An 11,782-nucleotide genomic window follows, 5' to 3' on the forward strand; every position below is an offset into this window, starting at 1 on the left:
ATTGTCAATAGTCAATTGTCCACTATTAAATTAACCTGCTAACTCAATTCGATTTCCGACTGTTAGGCGATTCGTAGTAAACTCCAGAACCTGTATCGGAAACAAAGTGACAATCCCAGTAAGAGCGAATAAAGCTCTTCCAAATGGGATCGGTTGATTTGCGATAATAATCGCCCAACAGTGGCTTGATGGCTTCTGTGGCTTCCTTCAAGTGATAGTGCGGCATTGTCGAGAAGATGTGGTGGGCGACGTGGGTGCCGATGTCGTGATGGATGGAATTGATGATTCCGTAATCGCGATCGATCGTAGATAGCGCACCTTTCAAGAAATACCAGTCATCTCCGCGATACCAGGGAATATCGGCTTCTGTGTGGTGCAGGAATGTTACCAAATCCAGCCACATTACGAAGATTACGTAGGGAACTAGGTAGAACTTCAGTAAAAACAGCCAACCAAATTGATAGGTTAACGCACCCAAAAAGGCTACCATCAATACCAATGATGCGGAACTCGTCAATACGTCCGCTTTTTCGGAAGGACGGAAAATCGGGCTACCGGGCATGAAGTGAGAACCTACCCGATCGGGCGATCGCCGAAACAGATAAATTGGATAAGCAAATAACATCAAATAAAAGCGTCCCAGCTTCTCGTACCAGGGCATTTGATTGTATTTGCTCTCCGACACTGGATACCAGCTTTCATCGTTGTCCAAGCTGCCTGTATTGGCGTGGTGGGTTCTGTGGCTGATCCGCCAACCGTGGAAGGGTACGAGAATGGGTGCGTGGGAAAGGTGTCCGATCAGGTTGTTGAGCCATTTGCTCTTAGAAAATGAACCGTGCCCGCAGTCGTGCCCGACTACAAACAATGCCCAAAACATGGTTCCCTGCATGAACCAGAAGATTGGATAAAATAACCAGGAATCTAGGCTGTAGGCGATCGCGTATAAACCTGCGATAATTCCAAGATCCAAAAAGAAATAAGCTAGAGATCTCCAAGCCGAGGGTTCAAAACAATGGGCTGGAATGGCTGCTTTGACATCACCAAGAGTAAAAGGTAACTCTTTTGTACGAGAGGATGAGCTGGTATTGCTCGGCTGATTGAGAACAGTATCTAATTGCACGAAGTTTCCGATTTAAGCTGACTTGAGAAACCGCATTCCGCCTTTTAACTTTCACTTTCAGCCCGCAAGGAGCCATATTTTTTACTCTGCAAGGGTTTCTAAAGTTCTTTAGTTCCGCATGAATCGCCCGCCCGCGATTCTCAAGCAAGTTGGCTTGTAGAATATTTGTGTGGGGAGATTTAGCGCGATCGACCCTGTTATCTGAAAAAATCCTATGTGTCCGTTGTTGGTACGAAATGCGACTTCAATTTGAGATCGCACTTTCTGGAGAAACTATCTCCAGTTCGCAGGTAGCATACAACATTTCCAGCAGGTATTGTCAACGAGAGTGTAGGTTGAGCCGATCGATTTTAGATTGGCGATTTTAGATTCAAGGACAAATCTCAAATCCGAAATCTCAAATCGGAGTCTTGGGTTTCACATCAAGCTCTACCTCAATACGCTTGGGCTAACACTGTTTATTGCCCGGAGATCCCCCTCGCATCCCCCTTAAGAAGGGGGACTTTGAGAAGATTCTTGTCCCCCCTTTTTAACGGGGGTTAGGGGGGATCTGTCTTAAACCAAGCCTATTGAGTTCTACCCAACTGATCGCTCCCTACAGTTCACAAATTCTGCCAGAGTTGCTAGAGCTAAGTTAATTTAACATTTCTACACACACTCTGGCAATGACTTACCAGAAAATTTTTTTCAATCGACAAATCGCGGAAAGCGAGCTAAGTAGATGAGTATGAAAATACACAAGTATGTCCGAAGAGAGCGAAACGAAGTGAAGCGAAGCATAAGCCCTAGCCCTTTCAGGGCGGCTTCGCCAACGGGCAGGCACGCGGCTACGCAGGGGTTACGGTTGCTTTACGTTCTGTTACATGAACCGATTTATTTACACCCACCTACTTACCCAAAAACGGATAGAAGCGCTAAACAATCGTCGCGAATACAGCAGAGTTTTAGACTAAAGTTTTAGATATCAGATTCACTGTGCGAGCCGTGTGAATCTAAAATCTAAAATCTAAAATCTAAAATCTAAAATCTACTGACTGGCGATCGCTTTCTCGCTGTTTGGTTTTCTAGGTTGCAGCCTTTTCTAATAAGAGCTTCGCCCGTTTGACCATTTCCGGAATCTCGATCGGATAATCGCCGGTGAAACACGCCGAACAAAAACTTTTCGTGTCTTCGTTAGTCGCACTCAGCATTCCTTCCCGGCTCAAGAAAGCCAAGGAATCCACCCCAATTTGAACGCCAATTTCGGCGACGGACTTGGTAGCAGCAATCAACTGATCTTGATTGTCGGTGTCGATGCCGTAAAAACAAGGATGAGTCACTGGGGGCGAAGAAATTCTCATGTGAACTTCGGTGGCGCCCGCATCCCGCAAGGCTTTGACAATTTTGCGGCTGGTAGTGCCGCGGACGATAGAATCGTCGATAATAATGACCCGCTTTCCTTCCAACACATCTTTGAGAGGGTTGAGTTTCATGCGGATTCCTGACTCGCGCATTGTCTGAGTCGGTTGAATAAAAGTGCGTCCGACGTAGCGATTTTTAATCAATCCTTCGGCGTAAGGAATGCCGGAAGCTTGAGAAAAGCCGATCGCCGCTGGGATTCCAGAATCGGGAACACCGATGACTATATCAGCATCAATCGGAGATTCGACTGCCAACCTCCGCCCGATCCGCAGTCGGTAGGTATATAAATTTTCACCTTCCATAATGCTGTCTGGTCGAGCAAAATAGATCATTTCAAAGACGCAAAGTTTGCGTTTTTGCTGCTGACTCCAGTGGAAAGAAGCCATACCTTCCTCTGTAATCCAAACTAATTCTCCCGGTTCTACGTCCCGCAAAAATTCAGCACCGATAATATCTAATCCGCAGGTTTCCGATGCTAAAACGTACCGTTGCGGAGTTGTGGGGAGGGTGCCAATTACCAGCGGGCGGACGCCGTGGGGGTCGCGGACTCCCATGACGCCTTGGGGGGTGGCGATCGTCAAACTAAAGGCTCCTTGGCACATAGCAAAGGCACTGATCGCAGCTTCCAGCCAGTCTTTGCCCTGGTCTACCTCCCAACCGATCGCCACTGCGATCGCCTCTGAATCCGTCGTGCTGACAAACTCGCACTTCCGAGACAGCAATTCTTCCCGCAATTCTTTAGTATTGACAAGATTCCCGTTATGTGCTAGAGCCAGACTTCCCAAGCGAGTTTCGACAACCACAGGCTGAGCGTTGACCACGCGGGACGAGCCGGTAGTAGAGTAGCGAGTGTGCCCTACGGCTAAGTTACCGGGCAAATGACCTAAATTCGATTCGTTGAAGACTTGGGAAACCAGTCCCATCTCCTTGTGCAGGTGGACTGTTTCACCATCAAAAGTAGCAATTCCGGCGGATTCCTGACCTCGGTGCTGCAAAGCATACAAGCCGAAGTAGGTCAACTTGGCGACATCTTCACCCGGTGCGTAGATACCGAAAACGCCGCAAGCTTCCTCGGGCTTGTCTGGTTTGCTAGAATGCTCGTCAGCCTCGAAGGAATGGTTGGGAATCATAGATGGGTGGGCTCCTAATGGGAACGGTGGGTTAGCGGGAAAGTTTCAGCGGGAAGTTTTGTTTGCGATCGCGTCGCATAACTTAATAATTCCTTAATATTGCCACGGATCGAACATTAATTTCAAGTTGTTTGGCATTCTGGCTGGGGATGTGGGGCGTTTAAGGGGATTGTAATATCGATCGCCCATATCTCTGATAGTAGCGTTTATTCACGGGGGGCGATCCTCTTCGAGGGCTTCGCTAACGGGGGGAAAACCCGCATAAGTAATTCGGGATTCGCAAATCGATAGATTTTGTAGGGAAAATAGGTCTTTTTCAAAGATTAAGATATCGAGGGCGATTTCCTACGGGATAGCTACGCTTCACGGGCTGTTTGAAATATTAGCATTTAATGGCGATCGCTCTTGACTTTTGTGTGAGATTGACATACTATATCATCATGGGAATCTGTGCGGCCATATAAATCATTTTTGACACGACAAGTTATGTCAATAGCACAGAGCAGATAAATTTTTCAGTCTAATTGGTAGGGTGCGTCGCTGCGAGATTCTTGATGAAACTTGCAGATTGTAGATGGCGATGCACCTTACTATTGTGTGGTGCGTCGCTCCGAGATTGTCGATCGAAATTGCAGATTTTCGATGCGACGCACCCTACGGATTAAGTCCATGCACTTGCTATTATGTGGTGCGTCGCTGCGAGATTGTCGATTTGATTTGTAGATTGTTGATAGCGACGCACCCTACGGCTTCAACCCGCACATCCTCCGGGTTTTGTTTATCTAGACGCGGTTTCAACCGCCGCTTCCAATTCTTGAAAAATTTTGTAACTACCGCAAACTACTTCGATACAAATATCTCCTTCCAGCCGAAAGTAGAAAAGAGTTGAAGAACCTGTCTCAACCAAACCCTCTTGATTTTGAAAAGGATAGGACAAAGCAGATAAAATTTGACTTTTATCTTCTGTCAGTTGTCTTAATTCTGCGTTACCTACCCAGAAGCAAGAGTCTTCTGAGTCGGCGTTGACAGGTTGAGAGATTACCTGATGCACGAGTTGATAGAATTCGATCGCAGTATCGTAGATCCCGGTTCCGAAAGTAAAGTCCAAACGCAAGGTTAAAGGTTGAGGGATGAGAGAAATACCTGTGAGGTCGGCACTTTTCAGGTCTTCTATGCAAAAATGTTTTAAAGGGCGATCGGTTGTAGCAGTCATAGAATTACCGTGCCAATAAATTATGGTGGAAATTAACGCTTCAGCTCAATATCAAACTCAAGCCGAGAACGATAAAAGTGAACGTCAAATTCTAAGAAAAAATTTGTCTGTCCCAGAATCAATGATACGCTATCACTTTTTGCCCAAGCAAATACTAATCTTACCGGAGCAAACTCCCCTATTTCAGCCATGAAAAATACTGGCATCGCTGGTTGATTACCAACGTTACCAGCCAGTCGAATAATGGCTTTGCTGTCATCCCACACTAAGCCAAGCTGAATTCCTATTTTGTAAGGCAATACACTCACTGTTGCACCGCTGTCTACTAACCCAACAACTTCGACTCTCTGGTTATTGTGGTGCAGAATCAAGGGAATGCGCGGTAAGCTGTCAAACTCATCTTGAGAGGGGTGATTGGTAGAGTATTGAAATCGCATAATACTCACTTTTCGTTGCTGTTAGCCAGATTCATTGCCTGCATCAAAGCTGTACCAGCACCAAAAGTATTGTAGGGAGTTGGCAAGTAGTAAGTCTTGTAAGGTTCCAAAGGAAAAATATTCTGACTGATATCTTCTTCCGCCATAAGAATACGGATTAACTCTCGTTTATCGATCGCAGACAGTTTTTTAATGGTAGGGAGTAATTCTGTTAGTGTCATCGGTTGTTTTCCTACGATGCGTCTATCTTGATGATAGCAGGTGAACAGTGTTTGTAGGGTGCGTCGCTGTGAGATTGTCAATTTGATTTGTAGATTGTTGATAGCGACGCACCTACAAGTGAGACTACCCAGAAACAAGAGCAACGCGAAAACCTCTGTCGTCGTCGCCTGCCCTATTCCCGGAGCGATAGGCACTGCGACAATTCACCGCATGACATTTCCAGGAACCGCCACGAAGAACTCTCAAGTCAGAGTGAGTTTCCCAAGAACTTCCATCATTTGGTGCGCCATTGTAGTTAAAATTCACGCTATCGCTGCACCATTCGTTAACATTCCCGTGCATATCGTAAAGTCCAAAAGCATTCGGAGGAAAACTCCCGACATCCGTTGTTTCTTTGCGGGAAGGTTCCCATTGTGCAGAACCATAGGGATAGCCACTATAATTGACTAAATCCGCGGTAATTGTTTCGCCAAAGTGAAAAGGTGTTTTAGTTCTCGCGCGACAAGCATATTCCCACTCGGCTTCCGAAGGTAAGCGATAAGTCTTGCCTGTTTTTTGGGAAAGTTTCTCGCAGAATTCCACAGCATCATTCCAACTTACTTTTTCTACAGGACGTTTCGCGCCTTTGAATTTAGATGGATTATTTTCCATCACTGCTTGCCACTGCTCTTGAGTGACTTCATACTTGCCCATAAAAAAAAGGAGAGATGTTAACTTTGTGTTGATGTTAACTTTGTGTTGCGGATTTTCCATATTTTCTTTCCCTACTTCCTCAGTGGGGGAGCCCATCAGGAAACTGCCTCCAGGGATTGCTATCATTTCTAAGCTTGCACCGCCACCTAAATCTTCGCTAATAAATTGTGCTTGATTGTCTTTACGGTTAGTTATATTACCCTGGACATCAACTGTCACTGTTTCAAAATCAAACGTTTGTAAATTTCTCATAATTGTGGGTTTTAAAGAAGAAAAGATATTGTAGAAATTTAACCCGCGCAGGCGGGTTTTGTCAGTGTAGCGGTGGTTGAAACCAGGCACTTTCAACCACCGCTACTTATCGCTCGCCATCAAACAGATCCAATTCGACGCTCGATCGCATTATAGAACCGATCGCCCATATCACCCATCCCGACCTCAATCAACCCCAAATTATCCGCACTCAACACCCGCAAAGGCGAGTCAGCACCCCCAACTACACCGATTTTCTGCCACATTTTAGCCAAATGTTCTTGCAAGTAAGCTTCCCAAACTCCTTGATTTTCCGGCGCGATGGAAACAATAATGCAGTTGCCCATTTCACCAAACAAAACTTCATCCCAACGGCTAACATTTGCCGAATTCAAGCCCAGATGGATTTCCGCACCCAGTTTACCAGAGATGCAGGATTCCGCCAGGGCGATCGCAATTCCACCTTCCGCAGCATCGTGGGCCGAACATACCCAACCGCTGCGAATACCGTCGCGACAAACTGATTGCACTTTCCTTTCCAATTCAAAATTAATCCTTGGCGGTTTCCCCGCTACAATCCCGTGAACTGCCGCTAAATATTCCGAACCTCCGAGAGTAGCAAAAGCCGATTTCTTCGGAGTTTCAGTTTTCAATTCAGAATTAGCCGATTGAAAAAAGGTCAGTTCATCCTGACTATTTGCTCCAATTCCCAACACATAAATTAAATCGCCCTTCTTTTGCCAACCTTGACCGCAAATCTTCGTCAAATCTGGAATCAATCCCACCATTCCGATTACCGGAGTTGGATAAATCGGTTGAGGATTGCCATCAGAATCAACCGTTTCATTGTACAGAGAAACATTACCCCCAGTCACAGGTGTTTTCAACTCGCGACAAGCATCAGCAATCCCGCGACAAGCCGATGCTAACTGCCAATATCCTACAGGTTTTTCGGGACTGCCAAAATTGAGATTGTCCGTAACTGCAATAGGTTCAGCACCGACACAACTTAAGTTTCTCGCTGCTTCCGCTACGACGGCTTTTGCACCTTCATAAGGGTCGAGATAAACATAGCGAGAATTGCAATCAACCGTCGCCGCAACTCCGGGAATAACCCCCCCTGGCGAGGGCGGGCACGGGGGCACCGCCCCTACAAGGGGGGGAGAAAATTCGGCAGTTTCTCTTCCTTGTGCTTTCTTAAATAAGGGAATAGCTTCTGCTTCCTCTTGTAGCGTCGCCTTAGTAAGGGCGGGTTCTTCCTCTTGTAGCCCCCCCTTAGCAAGGGGGGGTTGGGGGGGTTCTTTTTGACATGGTTCCAGAGGCCGCAATCTGACCACAGCAGCATCAGCGCCTCCCGGCAAAACAACAGTATTATTTTGCACCTGATGGTCGTATTGGCGATAAACCCAGCGTTTAGAAGCGATGGTGGGAGTATCTAAAAGAGTCAGCAAAATCTGATTCCAAGTTTGGAAATCACCTTGAACTTCGATACCGGCTGCGGTGCATTCCGGCAACTTGTCCGCCGTCCATTCCCATGCTTTTCTAGCATATTCTGGCGCTTCCGTTAACAATTCGCGGTGATAAATTGGCGTATTATCTGCCAAAGCAGTCGCGGTAATTTCAGCAGCGATTTCGCCTTTAAACAGAATTCGGACGATCGGCTCTGCGATGACTGTCCCCGCGACTACGGCGTGCAATCCCCAGCGATGAAAAATATCAATTAATTCCTGTTCCCGTCCTTTCTGTGCGACAAACAACATCCGTTCTTGCGATTCCGAAAGCAGGTATTCGTAGGGAACCATACCGCTTTCTCGAACCGGAACTTTATCTAAATCAAATTCAATTCCGACACCACCTTTGGCTGCCATTTCCGATGTCGAACAGGTGATTCCTGCCGCGCCCATATCTTGGGCGGCGACGACAGCACCAGTTTTGAATGCTGCCAAACAAGCTTCAATTAAGGATTTTTCGAGAAACGGATCTCCTACTTGGACTGCTGGGCGGTCATCCATTGATTTGTCGGTCAATTCTGCACTAGCAAAACTTGCGCCTCCCATGCCATCTCTGCCAGTAGTTGAACCCACATAAAGCACAGGATTTCCGATTCCCGATGCGCCAGATTTAACAATTTCTTGAGTTTCCATTAAACCCAAAGCCATGACATTAACTAGCGGGTTTTCAGAATAAGCAGCATCGAAATAAACTTCGCCGCCAACCGTGGGTACGCCGATGCAGTTTCCGTAGTGACTGATTCCCGATACAACACCTTTGAACAATCTCTGAGTTTTGCTATCATCTAAATTGCCGAAACGTAGAGAATTCAAAAGTGCGATCGGGCGAGCGCCCATTGTAAAGATATCGCGGAGAATCCCACCGACGCCAGTTGCAGCACCTTGGAAAGGTTCCACTGCTGACGGGTGGTTGTGGGATTCAATTTTGAAAGCAAGTTGCAAGCCATCTCCCAAGTCTACAACGCCGGCATTTTCTCCAGGGCCGACAAGAATGCGATCGCCCTCTGTGGGAAACTGTTTTAATAGCGGCCGCGAATTTTTGTAGCAGCAGTGTTCGCTCCACATCACGCCGAACATTCCCAATTCAGCCTTATTGGGATGGCGGCCGAGACGCTGAACGATTTCTTCATATTCTTCGGGTTTGAGTCTTTCAGCGGCAATTTGTTCGGGGGAAAATGGGAGGTTTGGCATAATAATTGCGATGTTTTGTAGATTTTACATCCCGACTTGGGATTTTGTCGATCGGGATTTAGGTATCAAGACCAAAGAAACCGGGTTTTTTATTTAATCTGAGGGTTGGAAGGAAATCTTTGGGTGCATCTGGTTTTTGAGGAGGGCGAAGCATGACCGCATATAAATTATTAGTTATAATCCCATATTGACTGCGGTCATGCTTCGCCCCTACAAACATATTTGTCTTGCGCCAGATGCACCCAAATCTTTTCGGTAAAAAACCCGGTTTCTGACCACTCTTGCATCCAGGACTGTTAATGCTAATTTCTAGGATGACAGAGTTTGTGGATAACAGCATTCAGATTTTAATTTCTAGCATGAATTGAAGGGGCTGCATTGTTGTCAACTTAATCTCAAAGATCGTAGCAGTTTTTGGCGGCTCCGATGAGTTCCTAGGACGCGATCGATCGTACAGGGAAACTGAGAAGTTACCAAATATCGGATAATAATTGACATATATCTTATTTTCTGCTAAAGAAGTCGCACCCGACAGTTAAGATATTCTTAATTCCTCAAACCCTCTTCCTTCTTCCCTCTTCCCTCTTCCTTCTTCCTTCTTCCTTCTTCCTTCTTCCCTCTTCCTTATGACTCAAAATCTCAATTTTGCCAACCAAAACTTGCGGAACCGTTCATTTAAAGGGCTGGACTTATCAGGGGCGAACTTCAGCGGTTGCGACATTCGAGGCTGCAATTTCACCGGGGCGATTTTGAGAGGGGCAAATTTTCAGGGCGTCAGAACCGGACAAAGCCGCCGCCGAGTAAAAAAATTGATTGCTAGGGCTGGGGTGACAGCGGTGATAGTGACGGCTGCTGGGGCTTTGATTGGACTGATTGGCGGGGTGGATGCGGGGGCTGTGGCTGTGGCTGGGACTGCTGCGACGGCGATTGCTGCGACTCGGGGCGAGGCGGGAATTGTGGCGGGGGCTGTAGCTGGGGCTGCTGCTGCGATCGGCGCTAACGGTATTGTGACATTTTTGGGCGGGGATACTCTGAGGGGAATTGGTTTATTTTTGGTTTCTGGGGTTATTTTGGGGTTATGTGCGATCGGCTTTTTTATCGCGGTTGAAGAAATCGAAAAATTGTCAGTAACGTCGTTTAGAAAAGCTGATTTAACTGGCGCTATATTCGATCCGGGGGCGGTTCTCGATGCTGATTTTTCCGATGCGCGAGGCTTGCCGTGGTAAGCTGCACAATTGAATGAATTATTTTTGCTTGTTAGGGCGATCGTACTAGCTTTAAGATTTTAAAGTTTTGTGACAGTTCTAAGTTTTGGACAATTATTGAGGTAGGAGCGTAGGTAAAGGCGATCGACCCATCAAAGCATAGTCATCAGACAAATAGGTACGTAGTTGCGCTTCAGCGCTCTTTATCAATATATGTAAAGAGCATAGTCATCAGACAAATAGGTACGTAGTTGCGCTTCAGCGCTCTTTATCAATATATGTAAAGAGCGTCTATATGTAAAAGTTTCGTAAAGATGCCACACAGCTATTGACACGTTATAACGGTTATTAGTAAGCTCAACAAAGCAACAAAAACAGCCGAACAAAAAAAGAGCGATCGGCACAAACATCTTTCATCAACATCTTTCATCAGAGCGCCGACCATCAGAGCGCAACTGACAGTTTAACGCTGAGTGTAGCGCTTTTATTCGCGCTGCATAAAACTCAATCATTGGCTGATAAATTCCAAAAAACAAAAGTCAATACTATCCTTGAACGTCCAAGGAAACGCATTAACATTTGAAAAATCAGGGAAGCAACTAATGTTATCAATCAACTCGCTCACCCCCAGCACAACTACCAGCACATCCATAATTCCTGACATTACAGAAAAGACGCAGTTAGGAAACATTGCCAGCACTTATCATTCCCCCCCCAGAAAAAAACATACAGCCAAGCGAATTAGACACGATCAACATCTGTCCAGAATTGTTAAAGGAAAGGCAATTATCAGTCGAAAGCAACACAGAGTTACCGATAAAAACCACAGAAATAGACGCTTTACTGATTGAAAAGCCCGGAACGACAATCGATACTCTACCTAAAAAAGACGCAACAACAACCTCCACAATAGATCCAATTACTGGCAACAGCACAAAATTAGAAACTACCAATAACCTCAAAACTGACTCCAGCACATTCACAGCAGAAGCTAAAAATGGGACTGTTTCGGACATTACCAATTCTGTGACAACTCCTGCCGAAATAAAACCAAATTCCTCCGCTACCGAGACTAAAGTTGCAACAGTTTCCGAAGATTCAACTAATACCAAAAATCTGATCGAGGCAAAAACAGATTCTCCAACAGTAGAAACCAAAAACGCAACAGCGACAGCTTCCGAAATTCCCGACAGCAACGCAACAACAGCAGACACAACTCCTGAAAAGTGTAAATGTACTGAAGTGGCAGAAACCAAAAATACGACAGTTTCAGAAATTCCCACTTCTACGACAAAGCCTGCGGAGGTGAAAGCAGATTCTCCAGCCACAGAAACTAAAAACACGACAAAGCCTGCGGAGGTGAAAGCAGATTCCTCCGCGACAGACACGAAGAATACGACAGTTTCA

Annotated in this window: 8 protein-coding genes; 1 reads left to right on the forward strand and 7 read right to left on the reverse strand. The window is 46.0% G+C overall.

Annotated elements, in window-relative coordinates; genetic code table 11:
- Positions 1-43: 43 nt before the first annotated feature.
- The 7 genes from JGK16_RS09375 to purL form a co-directional block, all read right to left on the reverse strand.
- On the reverse strand, positions 44-1,120 hold the full coding sequence (locus JGK16_RS09375; protein WP_293176404.1) for a DUF3474 domain-containing protein: 1,077 nt from the start codon (positions 1,118-1,120) through the stop codon (positions 44-46).
- 1,064 nt (positions 1,121-2,184) lie between these two features.
- On the reverse strand, positions 2,185-3,651 hold the full coding sequence (purF, locus tag JGK16_RS09380; RefSeq protein ID WP_293176406.1) for an amidophosphoribosyltransferase: 1,467 nt from the start codon (positions 3,649-3,651) through the stop codon (positions 2,185-2,187).
- A 778-nt stretch (positions 3,652-4,429) separates the two neighbouring features.
- A complete protein-coding gene (locus JGK16_RS09385) occupies positions 4,430-4,864 on the reverse strand; it encodes a hypothetical protein (protein ID WP_293176408.1) in 435 nt (144 codons plus the stop codon).
- Between the two features lie 32 nt (positions 4,865-4,896).
- Positions 4,897-5,301, reverse strand: a complete 405-nt coding sequence (locus tag JGK16_RS09390; RefSeq protein WP_293176410.1) for a hypothetical protein — start codon at positions 5,299-5,301, stop codon at positions 4,897-4,899.
- 5 nt (positions 5,302-5,306) lie between these two features.
- Positions 5,307-5,522, reverse strand: a complete 216-nt coding sequence (locus JGK16_RS09395; RefSeq protein WP_293176412.1) for a hypothetical protein — start codon at positions 5,520-5,522, stop codon at positions 5,307-5,309.
- Between the two features lie 124 nt (positions 5,523-5,646).
- Positions 5,647-6,468, reverse strand: coding sequence for a formylglycine-generating enzyme family protein (locus JGK16_RS09400; RefSeq protein ID WP_363319617.1), 822 nt, complete (start codon positions 6,466-6,468; stop codon positions 5,647-5,649).
- Between the two features lie 119 nt (positions 6,469-6,587).
- Complete coding sequence (gene purL, locus JGK16_RS09405) at positions 6,588-9,170, reverse strand: phosphoribosylformylglycinamidine synthase subunit PurL (protein ID WP_293190316.1); 2,583 nt, start codon at positions 9,168-9,170, stop codon at positions 6,588-6,590.
- A gap of 626 nt (positions 9,171-9,796) precedes the next feature.
- On the opposite strand from purL, the gene JGK16_RS09410 reads away from it, so the two are divergent.
- On the forward strand, positions 9,797-10,396 hold the full coding sequence (locus JGK16_RS09410; protein WP_293176417.1) for a pentapeptide repeat-containing protein: 600 nt from the start codon (positions 9,797-9,799) through the stop codon (positions 10,394-10,396).
- Positions 10,397-11,782: the final 1,386 nt, after the last annotated feature.

The sequence above is a fragment of the Microcoleus sp. PH2017_09_SFU_O_A genome (assembly GCF_020738625.1).
Lineage (GTDB): Bacteria > Cyanobacteriota > Cyanobacteriia > Cyanobacteriales > Microcoleaceae > Microcoleus.